Raw genomic sequence first — 19,252 nt, 5'->3', positions numbered from 1 at the left:
ATCGCGAAGCCAAAGTGGCCTGCTGACACATCGAGTTCAGGGGCAGGCATGCGCGGTAGCTCGCGGCGACATTGGAGCGCGCTGATATTCGCAGCGGTTCTCATTCTCTTTGTTCTCGCTGGACTTACCGACTATATCGAGAAATGGCTGTGGATGAGGCAGCTTGACTATAGCGGCATCTTCTGGACGCTCCTGTCGGTACGATGTGCGATGCTTTTTGCGGCCTTCGTATTTGCCTTCGTGTATTTGTGGATCAATCTGCGCCAGGCGACCAAAGAAAGTGGCCCGATCAGCGGCGGCTATCGACCGTGGAGCGTGGCCTCTTTATCCAAAATGAGCGCCGATACGCAGATCGGTGACGAACTGTCTCCAAGACTGATTAAAGCTGCCATTGTCGTCGTTAGCGGCGGCGTAGCTTTGTTTTTTGCGCTCGGCTTCTACAATGAATGGGATACATACCTCCGGTTTCGATACGGCGGTTCCTTTGGAGTACCCGATCCGCTTTTCGGGGTCGATGTCGGCTTTTACCTGTTTCATTTGCCCTTCTATGAGTTGCTGCAAAGCAGCCTGGCGATGCTGACCGTATTGACGCTAGCAATTGTTCTTCTGCTCTATGGACTGTTCGGAACTTGGCGGATACGCGGCAGCCGAGGGATACTAGCTAGCGGCAGCTCCGTCGCGCATGTGTCTATTATTCTTTTTATTTTGGTTGCGACTCTCGGCTGGGGTTTTTATCTGGACCACTACGAACTCGTCTATTCAACCCTGGGCGTCGTCTATGGCGCTGGCTATGCGGCGGATCATGTAACTCGGGTTGCCCTCTGGAGTATGGTCGGCATCTCTGCCGTTGCCTGTGCGCTACTCGCGCTAAACATTTTTCGTCCGCGGTTCATGACACTGGCTGCGGGAGCCGGCGTGTACGTGGTCCTCTGGATATTCGGGGTGTCATTGGCCCCATACTTCTTCCAGAATCTGGATGGGATCAAGGAAACTTCCTATCCGTCTTTGGCGGATCTAACACCGGCCGTGATCGCAAGAAACCAGGATACGATCCAGAACATTCGTCTGTGGGATTCGAGGCCGCTGCTACAGACCTATCAACAGACACAGGCAATACGGCTCTACTATCAATTCTATAACGTCGATACCGACCGTTATCATCTGGCGGATGGCTATCATCAAGTCATGCTTTCAGCCCGCGAGCTCTCACCTGAGCTCCCTGAGAAGGCACAAACCTGGGTCAACCAGTATCTGCAGTTCACGCACGGTTATGGCGTGGTCATGAACTTCGTCTCGAAAAAAGTCGGTGGGGGATTTCCACAGTACACTCTTGAGAACGTGCCGGCCAAATCCGACTTCGGCTTGACCATAAACCAGCCGGCTATCTATTTCGGGCAATCGATGTTGGGCTACAGGATCGTCACAACTGATATCAAGGAGTTCGATTACCCCAAGGGTAACGATAATGTCTACACAAGCTACGCTGGAAAAGGAGGAATCCTTTTAGACAGCTTCTGGAAGAAGCTCTTGTTCGCCTGGAATAAGTCTGACGTCAACATTCTGTTGACATCCTATCTCAAGCCCGAAAGTCGCATTCAAATTCATCGAGACGTTCGCGAGCGCGTAGCCGAAATTGCTCCCTTCCTGCATTTGGACAATGACCCCTACGCTGTATTGAGTGAGGGAAAGCTATATTGGATCCAGGATGCCTATACTGTTTCGAATTACTTTCCCTATGCAAATCCACAGCGGACTACGCAATATCAAACCGCGTTGGAGCCACGACGTGGTGTCGAACCAAGCGGCGACGCCCAAGACCCCGACGCAGGCGGGAGCGAGACGCGCTCCAAGACTGGCTTCGAGGGGCTAAACTACATCCGAAACTCCGTGAAGGCTGTTGTGGATATGTACGACGGAAGTGTCCGCTTCTACGTCATGGATCCAAAAGATCCCGTCCTCGCCGCCTATCGGTTGGCGTTTCCCGGCGTCTTCAATGACCTGAGCGCGATATCCCCGGATCTCAAGAAGCACCTGCGCTATCCTGAAGATCTCTTCCGCGTCCAAGCCAATCAATACAGAACCTTCCACATGACGGATCCCCAGGTTTTCTACAACCGTGAGGACCTATGGACGGCGCCAATGGAAAAGTACGCAGGCCAGGCGCAGCTTATGGAGCCCTATTATATCCTGGCGAAACTTCCCGGAAGCGAACAGCTCGAATACCTCCTGATGACACCGTTTACCCCGCAGAGTCGGGACAACATGATCTCCTGGATGGCTGCAAGGTCCGATTTTCCTGGATACGGAGAAATGCTCTTTTACGAGCTTCCGAAGGAAAAACTCACCTACGGACCAAACCAGATCGAGGCGATGATCGATCAAAATACCACGATCTCCCAGCAGCTCACGCTCTGGAACCAACAGGGATCGCGAGTCATTCGCGGTAAACAAATCGTCACACCGATTGAGAACTCGTTCCTATACGTGGTGCCCTTGTACTTGAGAGCTGAAGGCACGAATTTTCCGCAGCTGAAGCGGGTGATCGCGGTCGCCGGCGATAAGGTCGTCATGGAGCCTACGCTCGATGAGGCGCTGAGCGCTCTTTTTGGTACTCAGCCAGCCGCCGCGCAAGCACGCTCGGCAGAAACAACGGGATCGGCGAACGGTGCAACTCCTCGTCAGACCGATACCGGCCCGGCAAAAACGCAATTTGAGGAAGCTCAAAAGGCGATGCAGCAGGGAGATTGGGATAAATTTGGCAAAGCCATGGAAGCCCTAAAGCACCTCTTAGCGAGCCCGCCAACATAGGATATTTCGCTGACCCGCTGATTACCGGCACTTTAGATCGACAAGAACTTCGCGCACGCGCTGCCCGGAGAAATATCCGAACTCGAAGGAACGTGAGCCGTGCCCCCGCTGCAAGCATTTTCGAAACCCAACATGTCAGCCGATGTGACCAAATCAATGCACGAGTATTGGGGCCTGTTTCTGGCAGAGGGAATAGTGGTCAGCATCCTTGGACTCGCCGCCATTATCGTTCCACCCATTGCTGGTCTGTTCGCTACGGTCGTCTTTGGGTGGCTGTTTCTGATCTCAGGAATCGTAGGCCTTGTCGCCACATTAGGAGCAAGCAAGGCCCCCGGCTTCGAATGGTCGCTGCTCTCGGCATCCGTGGCGATAATTGCTGGCGCCCTATTGTTGTGGAACCCGCTTCAAGGACTAGTCACCCTAACCTATGTTTTGACCGCCTTTTTTATTGTCGACGGCATTTTTGTCATCGTCCTTGCCATCGCCCATCGCCGTGAGCTAACCGGCAAATGGGAATGGATGATGGTAAACGGCGTCATCGATCTGATGCTTGCAGGCATAATCATCTTCGGCTTTCCTGGCACGCTCGTATGGGCGTTCGGACTTCTCGTGGGCATCGACATGCTCTTCGGCGGCGCGTCGCTCATTGCGATGGCGCTGGAAGCGCGCAAGGCGGGCCCGCATGATGGTCTGTCTTAACCCGGTTAGGCCCACATGCTTGCATTTGATGGGTCTGCTGTTCGCGTGCGGTTTAGCGGCTTGTTCGCCCAACGCCGCGGCTGTCGTAGAGGCAGAATATCCGAAAGCAATAGTGGGGAGTTGGCAGGGCCAAGTGGACGGAGAAAATGAGACCATCTCGTTTGGTGCCGACGGCGAATTTCAATCTCTGGTTCGATCTGGCGGTTTCATCAGCATGACCCTTGGCCAGGGCGCCACGGGAACGATTCGCGGAACGTGGGCGATCAAAGGAAAGTCGATAACGTTGAAAATTAGTAGCACTGAGGATGAACGTGTCTCAAATAGCGTTGCCTCGGCTACGATCGAGACGCTTAACCCGAACGAGCTGTTTGTTAAAAGCGACACCGGAGTCACGTCAACGTTTGTGCGGCTAATACAAACAAGATAGAAAGCATCCGGCGACTGCCTCGGCGCTAACGTACCGCAGGTCCGGCAGGCACTCCATTCATGCTGTTGCAGGCGATGTTGGGACTCGACCAAGATGCGCCACGCGGGAACGCTATATGTCGATCCCGCGCTGCCCGACTGGCTGCCGGATGTAACGCTGACTAACTTGAGACTCGGAAAGCGACGTTTTGATATCCGCTTCGAGCGGGACGGCACGAGACTATATTCAATGTGCTAGAGGGAAAGCGTACGCGGTGGACGGCGAGCGGCTTCTGTAACCCGACCGTCAGAACACGCACTCAGTCGAACGTTAGAACGCCAAATGCCGCGAATACGAAATCAAATCCGCCCTAGCAAATGCAAAGGTTCTTAGCCAATCATTCGATAGCTACTTTGCGCGATTTTTGTGATCGTTATCTACGGGACCGAGTGCGCGATGAATTGCCCGGACAAGTTCTGGTTCGTGAAAGGGCTTCTCTATGGCTACTGCGCCGGGCTTCAGCTCCATAATTTTTTTGATATCGCCACTGATAAACAGGTGCGGAACAAATCCGTTACGAATTATTTCGTCGATGGCCGAAACGCCAGAGCCGCCGATCAATTGTGCATCGACGATGATGAGGTCAGGTCTACATCGAAGGGCGGCCGTCACCGCACCGGCCTCGGTAGCCTCCACCGCGCACACGCAATGGCCTAACTCCGCAAGCGTTTCAACGAGAAGCATGGCTATCAGCGAATCGTCTTCCACTACGAGTATCTGGAGCTCTTTCATGGTTCGCTGCTCCCCGCCCCTGCTGCCTTTCTTCACCCGGACCTCCATTTGATCGCTCCGATCGACCAAAAGGTTCGTAAAAGCAACCATAGCTGAGGAGGGACTGCCGGGAGCAGGCTCGGAAATTACTCAGAACCGAGTCGTTGTCCGATATGGCGGTTCCGCGACGCCGAGATGGATGTCGCGCGTCGCCTGGTTCATTTCAGGGGGCGGGCGTACCCCGGGGCAACCACGCTGCCAATCGCCCCGTCACCGCTGACGCGATGTCGGTGATGATCCTGAGTAGTTTCCGAGTCTACCCCTGCAAGTCCGCTTCTGCCTAACGTCCCGCTGCGGGTCGGCGCGCTGATACGACCCTGAATCTGTGCCCGGCTCAGCTGACCATCGCAGTAACCATATGCGCCTGCCGGATACCGATTTTTCCTGAAGGGGCATCAAGAAGGAGCATCAAATGGAAAATACGGACACCGTCGTCGCCGTCTTGGCCGACCATCCCGCTGCCGAAACAGCGGTCAAAAAGCTAACTGCCGCCGGCTTCGAGATGAAGAATCTCAGCATTGTCGGCAAAGGATATCACACGGACGAGAAAGTCATCGGATTCTACAACGCCGGCGATCGGATCAAGTTCTGGGGCACTCGCGGTGCATTCTGGGGCGGCTTCTGGGGTCTGTTCCTCGGTGGGCTGTTCATGGCCATTCCTGTCGTGGGACATGTGGTGGTGCTCGGTTATCTCGCCGCAATCGTGGTGGGTGGGATCGAGAATGCCGTGTTGGTTGGCGGCTTGAGCGCGCTCGGCGCGGCGCTCTACAGTATCGGCATCCCAAAGGACAGCGTGCTGCAATACGAGACCGCACTGAAGACCGATCGCTTTCTCGTAATGGCACACGGTCCTGCCGCGGAAGTCGCGCGCGCCAAGACGATTCTCGGCACCGTCAACCCCTCGAGCCTCGACGTGCACAAAGGTGTCAAGACGGCGCCGCCTGCTGTCGCCGCCGCCGGATGATTCGCAAAGCGCGACCGAGAACGAAGGAAATAGTCCGAGATTTTCTGTCGGCCAATCTTCGCCGCCATCGCGAGCGCGGTCCGGCACGGCGGAGCCCCGGGCCGAGCCCACATGCCTTAGGTCGCAAGCTCGGGCGATCAAGCAACTACAGAAGCCTCGTTCAAAAGAGCATCCCGCAGGCATTGTGTCGCTTGGCGCAAAGTTGACCCGGAGACAGCAAAGCTATTAGCTTCAGCTGGACTTTTGAAAGCGACAACCGGCAGTAGTTGCCGTATTCGGATTTGTCCATGTCCGCGACCACGAGCTTGTCTGCTGAAAGCGTTGCACCTTCGAAATCTGCTGGCGCCGTCGATGTTGGTTCACAGAATGGCCTAACGACCAGCGAGGCGAGCCGGCGGCTAGAAAAATTCGGCGCAAACGCGATGCCGGATACCAGCGTTCATCCGTTTCGGATGGCGCTCGAAAAGTTCTGGGCGCCCGTTCCGTGGATGTTGGAGGCCGCAGTCATCCTCGAACTGTTGCTCGGAAAATACGTCGAAGCCGCAATCATCGTCGCTCTTTTAGTCTTCAATGCCGCACTCGGGCTGTTCCAGGAGAGCCGCGCGCAGGCAACGCTTGCTGCACTGAAGTCCCGGCTCGCACTGAACGCATCTGTCCGTCGCGATGGCGTTTGGAAAACCATACCCGCTGTCGAACTGGTACCGGGCGACGTGGTGAAGCTTTCACTGGGTGCAGTGGTTGCTGCGGATGTGCGCCTCACCGGGGGCGAAGTCCTGCTTGATCAATCCATGCTCACCGGAGAATCCGTGCCCATCGAAGCCGCCGCGGGTGTTCAAACCTATGCAGGGGCGTTGGTGCGGCGCGGCGAGGCCGTGGCTGAGGTCATGGCGACCGGGGTGCGCACCAAGTTCGGCCGCACCGCGGAACTCGTCCGCACCGCCCATGTCGTAAGTTCTCAGCAGAAAGCGGTGTTGCGCGTTGTACGTAATCTCGCCGCGTTCAACGGCGTCGTCATCGCGCTGCTCGTGACGTATGCCTGGTTTCTCAAGATGCCGCTCGATGAGATCATTCCGCTCATTCTAACGGCAGTCCTCGCATCGATCCCGGTGGCGCTACCCGCGACCTTCACTCTTGCATCGGCGCTCGGGGCACGGGCTCTGGCAAAGCTCGGTGTCCTACCGACACGTCTCTCCGCGGTTGACGAAGCGGCGACGATGAGTGTTCTGTGCTCCGACAAGACAGGCACGTTGACCCAGAACGCGCTGACGGTGACGACGGTTCGCCCGATGCCCGGCTTCGACGAGCCCCACGTTCTGGTACTGGCAGCACTGGCCAGTTCCGACGGCGGACAGGATCCCGTAGATGGCGCCATTCGGTCTGCTTCCTCCGGAAAGGCAGCCTCCGACGCGCTTAAGATCATCAAATTTGTGCCGTTCGATCCGGGGACGAAGATGTCCGAAGCGACGCTACAGGACCCGGGAGGCGGAACGCAACGTGTTGTGAAAGGCGCCTTCGCCGCAGTCATCCGGCTCACCCAACCGTCGCCGACTGCGACAACCGTCTCAGAGGAGCTCGAAGGGAAAGGCTTCAGGGTGCTCGCGGTCGCGGCCGGACCGTCGAATGCGATGAAGCTGGCCGGGCTGATTGCGCTGAGCGATCCACCGCGAGAGGACTCGGCGACACTTATTACCGAACTACACCAACTCGGCGTTCGCACCGTCATGGTCACGGGCGACGCGCCAGCAACGGCAGCCATAGTCGCTCATGCCGTGGGGCTCGATGGAGCCGTTTGCCCGCCAGGGGCGATCCCAGATAGCGTCCGCCCCGAGCAGTTCGCAGTCTTCGCCGGCGTCCTGCCGGAGGACAAGTACAAGCTCGTCAAGGCATTTCAGAAGGGCGGTCATACCATCGGTATGTGCGGCGACGGAGCCAACGACGCGCCAGCGCTGCGCCAGGCGCAGATCGGGATCGCGGTCTCGACGGCAACAGACGTCGCGAAATCAGCCGCCGGCATGGTGCTGACCGAGCCCGGGCTCGCCGGGATCGTTGCCGCAGTTAAGGAAGGGCGAATAACATTCCAGCGGATCCTGACATACACGCTGAATTCCATCATCAAGAAGATCGTGACGGTTCTCTTCCTGATCGTCGGCCTGATTATGACCGGGCACGCAATTTTGACTCCCCTGCTGATGGTGATTGTGATGATTGCCGGCGATTTTCTGGCGATGTCATTGACGACGGATAACGTGCGACCCTCGCCGATGCCGAACTCCTGGCGGATCGGCGGCTTGACGATGGCGGGCGTCGTCATGGGTATCTGTCTGCTGGCCTTCTGCAGCGCGGTCCTGGCCGTTGGCAAATTCGAGATGGGGCTCGGAATCGACGAACTGAGAACCGTTGCCTTCATAGCCTTGGTGTTCGGGAGTCAGGCAACCATCTATGCCATCCGTCAGCGCCGGCACCTGTGGGGCTCTCGCCCAAGCCTGTGGCTTGCCGTGTCGTCCGTGGCCGATATTCTGATCGCCGCGACATTGGCTATCAGCGGAATCGCAATGACACCTCTGCCGGCCTCGATGGTCGCCAGCACGTTCGCTGCGGCCGTGGCTTTGACATTCGTTTTGGACCTGCTGAAGGTTCCAGTATTCGCCCGTCTCGGGATTGCTTGAAGCAAATAGCTCATCGCCTCCGGTCGATGAACGAGCAGCCACTATTGCCAGTGTCGCCTCGATCAGCTCCAGGACGACCCCGCCAATAGCAACGCACCTCTAACCATCCCCAGCGGAGAACAGAACTAAGATGAAGATAAATTCAAAGGATTTCCGGGTGCGGGAAGGAGATGAGGTCAATCTCAAGAAGTGGCCAACCCTAGTCGATCCCGTTTACAAATCGAAAGACCAATATCAAAAACTGCTCGGCGATCACGTCGCAGAATTGAGCTCGCAACAGCAGTTGCTATACGCGTCCAATCGCCATGCCGTGTTGTTGATTTTCCAGGCCATGGACGCGGCAGGAAAAGACGGCGCGATCAGGCACGTGATGTCCGGGGTCAATCCGCAAGGCTGCCAGGTCTTCAGTTTCAAGCATCCCAGCGCCGGTGAACTGCAGCACGATTTTCTCTGGCGCACTACCCGGGACCTGCCGGAACGCGGGCGGATTGGCATCTTCAACCGATCCTATTACGAGGAAGTTCTGATTGCGCGGGTGCATCCCGAAATTCTGGTCGGCGAGGGGATCCCAGACGCTCCGCACGATGACAAGACGGTCTGGCACGATCGGTATCGTTCGATTGTGAATCTTGAAAAACACCTTCACATCAACGGCACTCGCATCATCAAGTTCTTCCTCCACCTCTCGCAAGAAGAACAGCGGAAGCGCTTTCTGGCGCGCATCGACGAGCCGGAGAAGAACTGGAAGTTCAGCAATGCGGATATCGAGGAACGGAAATTCTGGAAGCGTTATATGCATGCATATGAGCAGTGCCTCGGTGCTACAACCACACGCGATACGCCCTGGTATGTCGTTCCGGCCGATGACAAAGAGAACGCCCGGCTGATCGTCTCCCAGATCGTCCTCGATACGTTCGAGGAACTCAAAATGAGCTACCCCAGGACGAGCGCAAAGCGACGCCGCGAATTATTGTCGATCCGCAAGCGGCTTGCGAATTGAAGGATTAATTGTGCTGGCTGCTGCCCGACCCGACAGTAAGTTAAGAGAAACTTTGGTAAAAGGTCCTTTCCGTCGACTCGGCAGCAACAATGCGCGGAAGCGCGTTAGGAAAGGAGCTTCATGGAGCGTCCCGATAAGGAGATGTCGAACTTGTCATCAGAAATCTGAGCAATATTGATCATCTGCGTCACCTGCAGGCATGGAATCTCTATTCGATGTTCCGGAAGCAGGCCGTCACCCGACCTCAATCGTGTCCGATCGCAATCTGTGAAACGGCAGACTCGCTTTAGCCCGTAATTAGAGGAGTTCGATATGTCTCTCACTGTCGCTCATATCACGCCGCTCATCTCACTGTTGGCGGGCATCTTGATCCTCATCGCCCCAGCTCTATTGAACTATATCGTCGCAATTTACCTGATTGTCGCTGGCGCGGTTGGCCTCAACGAAATCTACCATTTTGTGAGCTGAATTATACAAAGCTGGTCAACGCGATCGAGGCCCCGGACCGCCGAGCGACATAGCAGATGCATTGCGTCTGCTGCGGTGGGTTCGCCACAAGCTAACGTGACGCAGCCTTCGGAACGAAGAGGGCCCGGCTGTTGTTGCTCCTTCTCTAGGAGAAGGAGAGAATTTGGTCTCTCCAGGAAAAGGAGAACCCTATGAGAAATTTCAAATTGATTGGAGCGACGGCACTCGCGCTCACGCTCGCCCTTGCTCCACCAGCAATGGCTCGCGGTGGCGGGGGCGGCGGTCACGGTGGCGGTGGCGGTCACGGTGGTGGCGGTGGTGGGATGCGCGGCGGCAGCATGGGCGGTGGCATGAACGCTGGCGGGTTTCGCGGTGCGCAGGCTAGCGTCGGCGGATTTCGCGGCGCGCAGGCTAACGTCGGCGGATTTCGCGGCGGCAACAACTTTGCCGGCCGTGGCGGTGGACGATATGCCGGTGGCGGTTATCGCCACGGGTACGGTCAAGGGTTAGGGTTTGTCGGAGGATTGGCAGTCGGTAGTGCCCTCGGATATGGTTACGGCGGATACGGAGACGATTCCTACGCCGACAGTGGTTACTACGATGGCGGCTATGACAGCGGCCCATCCTATGTTGTCTCAAGTGACCAGAGCGACGATTCCGGCTACTGTGCCCAGCGTTACAAGTCTTATGATCCGGCTTCCGGGACCTATCTCGGGTACGACGGTTTGAGACATCCCTGCCAGTAGCGATTGAGAAAAGCGGCGGCTCAAATGGGGCCGCTGCTTTTATGCTCGGGTTCCGGTTACCGTTTGATCCCATAGTGACGGAACGCTTCAAAGCAGGTCCCCACTGAGACTTGGCTTCGTTTTGTGATTAGTGCCTTGCCACCATTTGAGAGACGACGTTCGCTTTTGCGAAGCGGCGCCAAACGAAAAGCTTAGGTCCGCCATTCTGATTCAATTATGGCCGACAAATCGTCAGCATTTCGTTGCCGCGGCGGGCCTCCCTCTGGCGGATTCCTGCGCCTCGTCGCGTTGATAGTCTGACCTTCTCGCCGAGGCGGGCGGCAACGAGATCGGCTTCCACTCCTTCCCGCAACAGCTCCAATGAGCGTAGGATGCAGCTCGACGTTGGCGGGGTTGAAGCTCTGATAGGCCATGATCTGCTTCTTTTTCGATGCTATCGTTTGGAGGAGCAGGTTTGATGTTCGCTACGCCTCGATGATCACCTTCAGCGCCTTGGTATTGGCGGCGCTTCCGAACGTCTCGTAGGCATCGAGGATGTTTTCCAGCCTGAAGCGGTGCGTAATTAGCAGCTTGGGGTCGATTTTTTTCGACTGAAGAATATTCAGCAATACCGGCGTGCTGGCCGTGTCGACCAATCGCGTCGTTATGGTAATGTTGCGGTCCCAAAGGCGCTCCAGGTGAAGGTCGACTTTCTGTCCATGCACGCCGATATTGGCGATAGTACCTCCCGCCGCAACCAGTTTTTCGCACAGCTCAAAGGTAGCTGGAATGCCCACGGCCTCAATCGCGGTATCGACACCGCGTTTACCGGTCATCTTCATGACTGCTTCCACAGCTTTGCCGTCGGAGCTGTTGATGATTGTCGTGGCACCGAACCGCTTGGCCATTTCTAGGCGATTATTGTCGAGATCGATCGCAATGATCTCGGCAGGAGAATAAAACTGGGCGGTGAGCAATGCGGCGAGCCCAATTGGCCCGACACCGACGATCGCGACCGTGCTTCCCGGCTCGACCTTGCCGTTGAGAACGCCACATTCGAAACCGGTCGGCAGGATGTCGCTGAGCATCACCAGCGCTTCTTCGTCCGCACCTTCAGGAATGGGATAGAGGCTTGTCTCCGCATAGGGGGATACGGACAAACTCAGCCTGAGTGCCATCGATCTTGTTGCCAAGGATCCAGCCGCCGGTCGTGCAATGGGAGAACATTTGCTTTCGGCAATATTCACATTTACCGCAGGCGCTGATGCAGGAGATCAGGACCCGGTCGCCCGGTTTGAAGGTCGCGACGGCCGGGCCGATTTTGTCGATGACGCCGACGCCTTCATGACCGAGAACGCGCCCCGGCTCGCAGGTCGGCACGTCACCCTTGAGGATGTGCAAGTCGGTCCCGCAGATCGTGGTCTTCACGATTTTGACGATCGCATCCGAAGGAGCTGCAATTTGCGGCTTTGCGTGATCTTCCAGAGCCTTTTTGCCAGGCCCTCGATAAACGAAGGCCTTCATCGTTCCGGCCGCATCGGCTTTTGAGCGGGTTTTTTGTTTTGGCATCGTCGCGAGAGTCATCATCAATCACCAATCATGTCCGCAGTCTGATAGTTCGGACTCTAGCCGTTGGTGAAGCCAGCGCGGTAGGGTCGGAAAACTACTCAGATCTCGTGGATTCGCCGACGAGCAAACCTTACCAGAAAATGCCCTCCTCGAATCGAGAGGGAGTGAATCCGTGCTTCCCCAATTCAAGTATCTTGGCGGGCGCGATCCGCGCAGCTGCGCTCCGCTAACGTTCCGGACCGAGTGGCTGTAGGGAGCCTTTACCTACGGCAGAACACCCGATCGAAGTCCATCATAGTAACTATGGAAGTGTTTCTCGTAGTCCCGATCGACGGTTGCTGACACATCGTAGGCCGGGCTGTCTTTCACCTTCTGCCGATCGACGTTGATGTTCACGAGGTTATCCGTCCAATCGATTTCTTGAATTGATCGTGGCGAAACGAGGACCTTCTTCCCTGGCCACCAGTTCTTCGTATCGACGATCAGGTAATGAATGCTCCAGTCGGCATCCTCAATGAGGAAGTCATTGAGGTGGCCAATCTCGCCGTCGCTCGCGTGAATATGGTACCCGATAATCGCCTCGATGCTGCGTAGGTGAGGATCGTCGTCACTTCGCCGGGCAGCGGCAATGTCTTCCTCGCGACGACTGGACCCTTGCAACGGCAATGGCGCCATGGCGCCTCCCCCATAGCCAAAACCGTAGCCGCCCATGTAGAGGCCGGTGTTCCAATAAGGACTCCAGCCATAGTAATCATAGATGTTTGCCTCAGTCTGCCGCGACACGGGTCGCCTGGTATCGATATCCGGACTGTCCTTGACTTGCTGCATGGTCAATCGAACGGCAAATTCGCGGCGCTCGGCATCGAGGTGCCCCAGCGCGAAGGCAGGGAGGAGAACCTTGCGGCCGGAGAGCCAACTGCCGGTATCGACGACCAGCCACCGAACCAGCCAGCTCACATCGTCAAACAGGAAGTCGCTCACAGTGCCGAGGTGACCGTCACTTGCAGCAATAAAGTAGCCGTCGATCGCCGATGTATTACGCAGCATTGCTGCTCTCCTTCTGGATTTAAAGCTCCGCGTACGGCGGCCTTTGAAGCGGTATCGATTTCACCCGATGAACAGCCGGAAATAGCCGAATGGTCGATGAGGCGATATTAGTGACCGCTCGATCGCATCGTCAGAATCGGAATCTACTCAGCAGCCTGCTGCATGCGACTGAGTGGTCGGCCATTTAGCCGTTACTGACCGGAATTCACCGGTGGCGCCGGTGGAAAAGCGGAGCCGGCCGCTTTCACTTCGACGTTGTCTGACTTGGCCGGCAGTTGATGGTTCGCTATCAGAAATTGCGAGCCCAGCACGAAGAACATGAAGGCGACATATATCCACCATGGAGCGGACTTTAATACCGCCCGGGCGTCATTTGTCAGTTGCTGCCCGTCGTTGAACCCAGGCGAGCGCGGCAGCAGCGCAATTAGACGAGCGGCAATCGTGCGGGGATCTGGATACGACGCAGCTCTATCGGCCAAAGCGCCAATCAGCGCGGCCAATTCCTTGGTCGCAGCCTCCCCAGGCAATTGAGCCAGTTTGGCAGCCTCCTGCCAGGGATCTACGTCAGATCGCGCCAATCCGGAAAGCACGCTCACTAGCATGCCGTTCTTGTCCTCGCCGATCGGCGCGAACAGGAAGTCATTGAATTCAGACCTCAGGACGGACATTGGCGCGGCTGTCATTTGATCATCGATTGGGGTCGCCAGATCTCGAGCAAAACAGAGGAACTGAATCATATCGGATGGCGAACTGCCGCGTCAGGCTCGGAAAGTACCTAACTCGCGACACCGCGCCGTCCGCCTCGCCGAAGCCGTTTCCTTTGCCTGAAGTTCCTTTGTCTAAAGTTTTGATTAGACAAAAGTGAGCAATTTTGACCATGGCCCACGCAACCCAAAAGCTCATGTTCGATTTTATAAATTCCTTGAGCGTTTACCGGTGATGGAGACTTTTGTGCTGCCGCCGGTTTTGAGGGAAGCGTCATGTCAGAATCCAAATCGCAGCATTCCGGCCTCCCGGAAGTCGCCATTGAAAGTCAGGAATGTCCGAAGTGCCAAGGCCCGATGATGCTTTCGCGCATCATGCCAGGACGCCTAAAGTTCGACCTACGCACGTTCGAGTGCGTCAAGTGCGATCATGTTAAAAAGATCCTCGTGGCGATCGATCCCATTCAGTCCGATGTAGTCGGATGGTTTCTGGGTGAACTGAGGGCGCCAACGTGACGCCGCGCTTTAGTTGGCGGCGATAGGCTTCGCACCGCGCTGGTCCGACAGCGAGACGCCATCGTCAAGCCTGGCAGTCGTCGCTGCGCCTAAGCTGACCGTTCCGAACATCTTCGTGCGACGAGACGGGTCGCACCGCTCTTCGTGAACGGAAGCTGCCGAAAAATCATACGACACACGTTTTATTGATGAAAAGGCCTACGTCCAGACCTTGCGATATCTCATCATGAAGGCGTGGTAGCGTGACACGATCAGGTCCGTCGGAAATGCAGTTTGAGAGTGCGCACAATGCCGAAGAGCCCTGCTCGGAAGGCCAAGACAGCCCGACCGTCGTCGAGCCGGCGGGTTGCGCCCGCTCAACTTCCGATCGTGGGAATTGGCGCTTCGGCGGGCGGCCTTGACGCCTGCAGGAGCTTTTTGGACGCGCTACCCGCCGACTGCGGCATGGCCTTTATTCTCGTCCAGCATCTCGATCCCACCCACGAAAGCATGATGGTGGACCTCCTCACGGGTCACACGTTGATGACAGTGCTCCAGGCGACGGACGGAATGCCAATCAAGCGAGACCACCTCTATATCATCCCGCCCGGAACGTATCTCTCCGTCGAACACAGTGCTCTACACCTGTCAGAGCCCCATGCGCGCCATGGTGCGCGTTTGCCGTTTGATTTCTTGCTGAACTCTCTGGCGGCCGACTGCGGATCGCGCGCCATCTGCATCATTCTTTCTGGCACCGGCGCGGACGGTAGCGTTGGCTTGAAAGCCATCAGGGAAAACGGCGGGCTGGTCATCGCGCAGGATCCCGACGAGGCGAGCTATGACGGTATGCCGCGGAACGCGATACTGACCGGTTCGGTGAACCAGGTGCTTCCGGTAGGAAAGATGCCCAATGCACTTGGGAAATATCGCCCTCGGTTGACCGAGAAAACCCCGCTGCGCGGTTTGGTTTCTCAAGATAACGCTCGAGATCGATTGCCTGAGATTATCAATCTTCTGCTCACGAAGACCGCCCACAATTTCACGCTTTACAAACAAGGCACGCTGAGGCGCAGGATCGAACGGCGCATGGGGCTCGCCGCAATCGGACTCCGCGACATGAACCGGTATCTCAAATTGCTGCACAGCGATTCCCGAGAACTCGACCTGCTCGCCAAGGATCTGCTCATCAACGTCACCAGTTTTTTCCGCGACCCTAAGGTGTTCGATTTTCTGGCGGAACAGATTATCCCGGACCTGATCCGCAGCCGGCCCCCTGATCAATTTCTTCGGATCTGGGTCGCCGGATGCAGTACGGGCGAAGAAACCTATTCACTCGTCATGCTCTTTCGCGAGGCGATCACGTCGGCTAAACGCCATGTTAAGCTTCAGGTCTTCGCTTCCGATGTCGATCCGGATGCCGTCGCGGTTGCCCGTGAAGGCCTGTATCCGAAAGCGATCGAGGCCGACGTTTCGGCGGCACGTCTGGCTCGCTTTTTCACCAAGGAAGATCAGGGCTACAGGATATTGCCCGAGCTGCGTGCAGCCGTCGTCTTCACGGTACAGGACGTGCTTGCCGATCCGCCGTTCTCGCGTTTGGACTTCGTTTCGTGTCGGAATCTCCTGATCTATCTGGGCCCGGAGGCCCAGGCGAAAACAATTTCGGCTTTCCATTTTGCGCTGAACGACGGCGGCGTTCTTCTTCTCGGAAACTCGGAAACAGTCGGCAATTTCGACAGTCAATTCGAGGTCATTTCCAAGCCCGAGCGCCTCTTTCGCCACGTCGGCCGTGCCCGTCCAGGTGACTTCAGCTTTTCGATCGGCGGAGGCGTGCGCTCGCCTTCAATGGCGGGCCAAGGACAACGACCTTCGCGCCAAGTCGCTCTCGCTGACCTCTGCAGACGGCTGGTGATCGAAAACTACGCGCCTGCCGCAGTCCTTATCGACCGTAAGTTCGAATGCCTGTATTCCCTTGGGCCGACAGATCGCTATTTGCGGGTTGCGCCAGGGCATCCTACGCAGGATCTGCTTGCGATGGCGCGACCGAATATTCGCACCAAGCTCAGATCGGCGATCCAGCAGGCAGGCCAGGACAGAACCCACGTTGTCGTCGCTGGCGGTGCGATTCTCCGCGACGGCGACGCGCAGCCGTTCAATATTATTGTGCAACCTGTTTTATTCGACGGCAACGATCTGTTCCTGATTTGCTTCATTGACGCTGCGAGGCACCAGAAAAAGAGCAAAAGCCCGACTGCATCGGAAGACGTCTCTCGGGTCGGAGAGCTTCAACAGGAGCTGGACGCTACCCGATCCGAACTTCAGGCGGCGATCCGGCACCTCGAGACATCGAGCGAAGAACAGAAGGCTATCAACGAGGACGCGTTGTCGGACAACGAGGAGTTCCAGTCGACCAACGAGGAGCTTCGAACCTCAAAGGAAGAATTGCAATCGTTGAACGAAGAACTGACCGCTCTGAATAGCCAGCTTCAGGAAACCCTGGAACGACAGCGCACAACATCGAATGATCTTCAGAACGTCCTCTACAGCACTGACGTTGCGACGCTCTTTCTCGACACCCAACTCAAGATCAGGTTCTTTACGCCGGCCACCAAATCCCTGTTTAACGTCATCCCGAGTGACGTCGGCCGATCTATACTCGACCTTCATTCGCTGGTCTCGGACGATGCCCTTGCGGACGACGCCAGAACCGTGCTGAGCAGCCTCACGCCGGTCGAGCAAGAGATCGAAACCCAGGCGGGCGCCTGGTATCTTCGCCGCATCCTTCCCTACCGGACCCAGGACAACGGGGTCGAGGGCGTGGTCATTACCTTTGCGGACATCACCGAGCGCAAGCATATCTCGGATGCGCTTGCGGCGGCCAAACGGCAAGCCGACCTGGCAAATATCGCCAAATCACGCTTTCTCGCCGCGGCCAGTCATGACCTTCGGCAACCGCTTCAAACCCTGAGTTTGATTCGAGGCCTGCTACAAAGGAGGGTCCGGGAAACCAAGACCGAGGAAGCCCTCAAACTGATTCAACGGCTCGACGACACCGCAGATACCATGTCTGGCATGCTCAATGCCCTGCTCGACATAAACCAGATCGATTCCGGCACCGTGAACGTTAACCTGGCAAACTTTCCGATCAATGAGCTCCTTGATCGGCTAGGAGATGAATTTTCCTATCACGCCCAGGCCGATAAGCTCGCATTTCGCGTCGTTCCTTGTGGCCTTTGGATACGCAGCGACGTTCGCCTGCTTGAACAGATGCTCCGCAACCTGCTTTCCAACGCGTTCAAATATACTAAACAGGGCAGGATCTTGCTCGGTTGCCGGCGGCACGCTGGAAGGCTGACTATCGAAATCTGCGATACCGGGCTCGGAATCCCCGAGCGCGAATTTCAAGCAATCTTCGAAGAGTATCATCAGCTTGACAATGCCGTCCGCGATCGCAGCCGTGGGCTGGGCCTGGGTCTTTCCATTGTCAACGGCCTGGGAACGCTGCTCGGCCACCGCGTTCGCATCCGGTCGCAAACCGGAAAGGGTTCGATCTTTGCCGTGGAGGCTCCGCTATCTTCGAATGAACCCGTGACGGCGCCGAGACAAGCCGAACTCGCTCCTAAAGACAGGGCAATTTGCGGCGCCGGGCCGAAATGTAACATCCTGATCGTCGATGACGATCCGGACGTCCGCGAATCGCTCGAGCAGTACCTTAACGGCGAGGGTTATCGCACGGCGACGGCGACAGATGGTATGGCGGCGCTGGCGATACCGGGCGCGATCCGGCCGGATATCATTCTTGCGGACTACAACCTGACGAATGGCATTAACGGACTTCAAGTAGCAGAAAAACTCCGCGAAGCTCTTCATCGTGAGGTGCCCGTTATCATCCTGACCGGCGACATATCCACCGGCACACTCGGCGATATCGCTCGCTATGACTGCGTCCAGCTCAGCAAGCCCGTGAAATTGACAGAGCTGACCCTAGCCATCGAACGACTGCTCATAAAGGCTAATCCCGCAATCGAGCCACATCCGGGACACTTAACCGAAACGACTCAAGGTCCCGAGACATCTGTCGTCTTCGTTGTCGATGACGACGATGAAGTACGTGACGCGATGCGCGCCGTACTCGAAGATGACGGCTATGCTGTTGAAACCTTTTCGAGCTCGGAAGATTTTCTCAAGGCCTATCGCCCCGAACGAAGAGGGTGCCTCCTGCTTGATGCCTACCTCCCTGGAATGAATGGAGTTGAGTTGCTCCGCCGGCTTCACGACAGGGGCGACCGGCTCCCCGCGATCGTCATCACCGGCAGTAGCGACGTGCCGATGGCGGTGGCAGCCATGAAGGCCGGCGCTGCCGATTTCATCGAGAAGCCGATTACCCGCAGCGAATTGCTTGCCAGCCTGAGTAGTGCGCTTGAGCAAACGCGGGATTCGGCCAAGCTGTTGGCGTCGCGAGAGACAGCAGCCGCGACAATCGCGAGCCTCACTCCGCGACAGCACCAGATCATGGACATGGTCCTGGCTGGCTACCCCAGCAAGAATATCGCCGCAGACCTCGGTATCAGCCAGCGCACGGTTGAGAACCACCGTGCCTCGATCATGGATAAAACAGGCTCGAAATCGCTTCCGGCGCTGGCCCGTTTGGCTCTCGCGGCTGACTGGAATCAAGCCGAAACTTTGCTTGGCTAATTCTCGAACGTTGTCGCGGCGGCGTCAGTAGGTATTTTCCGAACCTACCGAGGCGTCCGCGCCCAGCCTACCCTATTGAATGCAACCGCAACACGGTCGCCGATCCGCCTCGGTCGACACCGGGATCGCTTTTGGTTTCAGTTGCTTTGCTTTCTCAATGAATCCAATGAAGACGTAA

General features: G+C 56.8%; 13 protein-coding genes and 1 pseudogene. 10 read left to right on the top strand and 4 right to left on the bottom strand.

The annotated features are described in order from the left end of the window. Nucleotides 1-48: 48 nt before the first annotated feature. From ABSE61_RS24105 to ABSE61_RS24095, 3 genes are all read left to right on the top strand, one after another. Nucleotides 49-2,808, top strand: coding sequence for a UPF0182 family membrane protein (locus tag ABSE61_RS24105; protein ID WP_423873644.1), 2,760 nt, complete (start codon nt 49-51; stop codon nt 2,806-2,808). 132 nt (nt 2,809-2,940) lie between these two features. Continuing rightward, complete coding sequence (locus ABSE61_RS24100; protein ID WP_423873643.1) at nt 2,941-3,507, top strand: HdeD family acid-resistance protein; 567 nt, start codon at nt 2,941-2,943, stop codon at nt 3,505-3,507. Nucleotides 3,508-3,535: 28 nt separating this feature from the next. Next, a complete protein-coding gene (locus tag ABSE61_RS24095; RefSeq protein WP_423873642.1) occupies nt 3,536-3,934 on the top strand; it encodes a lipocalin/fatty acid-binding family protein in 399 nt (132 codons plus the stop codon). A 387-nt stretch (nt 3,935-4,321) separates the two neighbouring features. On the opposite strand, the gene ABSE61_RS24090 is transcribed toward ABSE61_RS24095, so the two are convergent. Next, nucleotides 4,322-4,705: a response regulator gene (locus tag ABSE61_RS24090; protein ID WP_423873641.1), complete on the bottom strand. Its 384-nt coding sequence runs from the start codon at nt 4,703-4,705 to the stop codon at nt 4,322-4,324. A gap of 451 nt (nt 4,706-5,156) precedes the next feature. Between ABSE61_RS24090 and ABSE61_RS24085 the strand changes: the two genes are divergently transcribed. The 5 genes from ABSE61_RS24085 (at nt 5,157) to ABSE61_RS24065 (ending at nt 10,588) form a co-directional block, all read left to right on the top strand. Next, a complete protein-coding gene (locus ABSE61_RS24085) occupies nt 5,157-5,708 on the top strand; it encodes a general stress protein (protein WP_423873640.1) in 552 nt (183 codons plus the stop codon). 287 nt (nt 5,709-5,995) lie between these two features. After that, nucleotides 5,996-8,374: a plasma-membrane proton-efflux P-type ATPase gene (locus ABSE61_RS24080; protein ID WP_423873639.1), complete on the top strand. Its 2,379-nt coding sequence runs from the start codon at nt 5,996-5,998 to the stop codon at nt 8,372-8,374. A gap of 130 nt (nt 8,375-8,504) precedes the next feature. Continuing rightward, the gene (locus ABSE61_RS24075) at nt 8,505-9,374 is read left to right on the top strand and encodes an ADP-polyphosphate phosphotransferase (RefSeq protein ID WP_423873638.1); all 870 of its coding nucleotides are present in this window, start codon (nt 8,505-8,507) and stop codon (nt 9,372-9,374) included. A 312-nt stretch (nt 9,375-9,686) separates the two neighbouring features. Continuing rightward, complete coding sequence (locus ABSE61_RS24070) at nt 9,687-9,842, top strand: DUF3096 domain-containing protein (protein ID WP_423873637.1); 156 nt, start codon at nt 9,687-9,689, stop codon at nt 9,840-9,842. Between the two features lie 191 nt (nt 9,843-10,033). Continuing rightward, nucleotides 10,034-10,588: a BA14K family protein gene (locus ABSE61_RS24065; RefSeq protein ID WP_423873636.1), complete on the top strand. Its 555-nt coding sequence runs from the start codon at nt 10,034-10,036 to the stop codon at nt 10,586-10,588. A gap of 464 nt (nt 10,589-11,052) precedes the next feature. On the opposite strand, the pseudogene ABSE61_RS24060 reads toward ABSE61_RS24065, so the two are convergent. From ABSE61_RS24060 to ABSE61_RS24050, 3 genes and pseudogenes are all read right to left on the bottom strand, one after another. After that, nucleotides 11,053-12,091, bottom strand: a pseudogene (locus ABSE61_RS24060) (zinc-dependent alcohol dehydrogenase family protein). Nucleotides 12,092-12,400: 309 nt separating this feature from the next. Beyond that, nucleotides 12,401-13,183, bottom strand: coding sequence for a PRC-barrel domain-containing protein (locus tag ABSE61_RS24055; protein WP_423873635.1), 783 nt, complete (start codon nt 13,181-13,183; stop codon nt 12,401-12,403). A gap of 191 nt (nt 13,184-13,374) precedes the next feature. Then, complete coding sequence (locus ABSE61_RS24050) at nt 13,375-13,866, bottom strand: hypothetical protein (protein ID WP_423873634.1); 492 nt, start codon at nt 13,864-13,866, stop codon at nt 13,375-13,377. A gap of 297 nt (nt 13,867-14,163) precedes the next feature. On the opposite strand from ABSE61_RS24050, the gene ABSE61_RS24045 reads away from it, so the two are divergent. Together ABSE61_RS24045 and ABSE61_RS24040 are read left to right on the top strand one after the other, a co-directional pair. Further along, the gene (locus ABSE61_RS24045) at nt 14,164-14,403 is read left to right on the top strand and encodes a response regulator (protein WP_423873633.1); all 240 of its coding nucleotides are present in this window, start codon (nt 14,164-14,166) and stop codon (nt 14,401-14,403) included. A gap of 288 nt (nt 14,404-14,691) precedes the next feature. Next, the gene (locus ABSE61_RS24040; RefSeq protein ID WP_423873632.1) at nt 14,692-19,074 is read left to right on the top strand and encodes a chemotaxis protein CheB; all 4,383 of its coding nucleotides are present in this window, start codon (nt 14,692-14,694) and stop codon (nt 19,072-19,074) included. Nucleotides 19,075-19,252: the final 178 nt, after the last annotated feature.

Source organism: Bradyrhizobium sp., assembly GCF_049519115.1.
Taxonomy (GTDB): Bacteria; Pseudomonadota; Alphaproteobacteria; order Rhizobiales; family Xanthobacteraceae; genus Bradyrhizobium.
Note: the sequence above shows the minus strand (reverse complement) of the source record. Positions and strands in the feature narration are given on the sequence as shown.